Source organism: Agarivorans sp. (genome assembly GCF_050295395.1).
Lineage (GTDB): Bacteria > Pseudomonadota > Gammaproteobacteria > Enterobacterales > Celerinatantimonadaceae > Agarivorans.
Window position 1 is genome coordinate 1 of record NZ_JBNKPP010000162.1, and the last position, 2,092, is coordinate 2,092.

Here is a 2,092-nt window from a genome sequence, read left to right on the forward strand (position 1 = left end):
TCAAACCTCAGTGGTTCAATGACATTTAAAAATCAATCAACTTCGCGCCTTCGGCGCCGGACGCGCCAAAAAACGCGCCCCGGTTATTGAGGCGTTAACTACCCCACCGAGATAGGGATAATAACTTGAGCAATACTGAGTATCCCATTTCCTCCCATGCTTACTTAACGCTCGCGCTGATTACGCGAGCGTTATTATTGCCCTGCGGATATGTTAGCTTGAGTACCCGCGACTAGCGTTTAAGTTTTATGCTTTAGCAGCTGTTTTATTTCATCCAACTGTTGTTGTAGTTCGCGCAGGCTGGGTTCTTGAGTACCGGCGGCTAGCTGGTCTTCTTGACGTAGACTCTCTATCTAGTCGGCTTGCATGCTGACATCGTCACCCTTCAATCTCGATTTGAGCGAATTTTAAAGGCTTCAACCTCGGATTTTGCAGCGTTTTTTGCGAAGTCATCAAGCACAGATTGAGGCGTTTCGTTCGCGTCATAAACGAAGTAGCGAATAGTTATCATCATTATTACAAAAAACTCACTTACCATTACTATTCCTGAAAGTAAGCCTCCAATATCCAATTGCAATAGAATATACGCGACGACTAGTACAACAAAGTTAACAGCTAACATGACAAGCCCTTTCTTCTTGTGTTTAGTCATGAGCTCCCTCTTAAGATGAATGGTATATGTGCTATGGTTTAGACTCTACTGATAAAAATAATACTAGTGATGGCTTAGTGTGTCACTTGTTTTTGTAAGAGAGCTATTGGGTTAGGTGTATCGAGCGCGGCTTCAATTAAAAGTTGTCGGCTTGATTTCAGATGCTTCTAGTTTTTGTGATTATAAGAGCGCGAATGACTAGATCTCACTAGCGTTGAATCCTCACGAGCTAAGCAAGTGCCCGATAGCTCCCAAAAATCACCATGGCTGCGGGGTTGAACAATATAATCTACAACATGTTCGTTTGAAGCGAATATCAGTACGGTGTGTCCGTCAGAGCGTAAAGCCTTGGTGTAATCGTCAATATCCCAATCAAAGCCAAGTAAATTAGCTGAATCTTCATTGTAGGGGCCAAGGAAACAAACTTTTATCCACGCTTGATTGCCTAACTGTGCTAAATCTAGCGCTCCACTTTTATTGGTATCAATTAGCTCCCATAGGGCATAGTTAAACCTTGGCAACTCTGGTTTAGTAATAACTCTTTGGTAAACCCTATGGGAATAAATGCCTAACATAAACATGCCAATTAGGCAGGCTATAGCAAGAAGTGAAATAGTTCGCTTATTCACACTACCTTCTTTGTTTCTACTCTGCAGGGTTTTAGAGAAGTATTAAAGAATACTATTCGTTCAAATGGCCACAAGCTAGCTCTTGATTATTAACTTGGTTATGCCGTCGCAAACTTTAGGCTACTAACAGTTAATCGAGGTTCTTAACCTTAAGCCTTTCTTCGTCATTCACCGCTTTTGCTCGCCGTTCACACGCGCCGGATTTACAGTTTTGCAGGCAAAGCTTCCATAGCACGCGCTTGGCTTCTGGCTGTATATCGGCCAAGTCATTGATGCAAATGGCTCCCTGGGCAAGCAATTGTTGTAGCTTATCTACCGAGAGGCTTAACTGGATCCTTGGTGATGTTGAAGAGTGATGTTTCATGGTCATGTCCAAACACTTTTTGCGAATAGTTATCATTAACTATCATTTGGTTTGGAGCAAGGTTTTGTTTGATGTTTGTTCGCTTTTACTGCTTGGAGCAACAAGGCTTAAGGGCTTATCAGCCCTTAAGCTCGCTTATTAAGTCACTATTTTTGCTGCTTAAGCAGCTGTTTTATTTCATCTAACTGTTGCTGTAGTTCGCGCAGGCTGGGTTCTTGAGTACCGGCGGCCAGCTGGTCTTCTTGGCGAACCTTGGCGTGTTCTTGCTCCATCACATTCACCACGATGCCAATCACCATGTTGAGAAAGGCAAAAGCCGAGAGAAAGATGAAACTGAGGAAGTAGATCCAGCTAAGGCTATAGACTTGCATGGTTTCGTACATCACATCGGTCCAATCCTCAAAGGTCATCACGCGAAATAGGGTGAGCATGGAGATGGCGATATCG

The 2,092-nt window shown here is 43.3% G+C and carries 4 protein-coding genes; all 4 read right to left on the reverse strand.

Going from position 1 to position 2,092, the window contains the following annotated elements:
- Nucleotides 1-385 precede the first annotated feature (385 nt).
- The gene (locus tag ACQY6Q_RS09820) at nucleotides 386-652 is read right to left on the reverse strand and encodes a hypothetical protein (protein ID WP_427980791.1); all 267 of its coding nucleotides are present in this window, start codon (nucleotides 650-652) and stop codon (nucleotides 386-388) included.
- Between the two features lie 167 nt (nucleotides 653-819).
- Nucleotides 820-1,227 (reverse strand): hypothetical protein, encoded by a 408-nt coding sequence (locus ACQY6Q_RS09825; protein ID WP_427980793.1) that lies wholly within the window; start codon nucleotides 1,225-1,227, stop codon nucleotides 820-822.
- Between the two features lie 184 nt (nucleotides 1,228-1,411).
- Nucleotides 1,412-1,651 carry a hypothetical protein gene (locus tag ACQY6Q_RS09830; RefSeq protein WP_427980795.1) on the reverse strand — a complete coding sequence of 80 codons (240 nt, stop codon included), beginning with the start codon at nucleotides 1,649-1,651 and terminating at the stop codon, nucleotides 1,412-1,414.
- Nucleotides 1,652-1,791: 140 nt separating this feature from the next.
- Nucleotides 1,792-2,092 (reverse strand): ion transporter (locus ACQY6Q_RS09835; protein WP_427980798.1); only part of this gene is annotated, 301 nt, incomplete at its 5' end.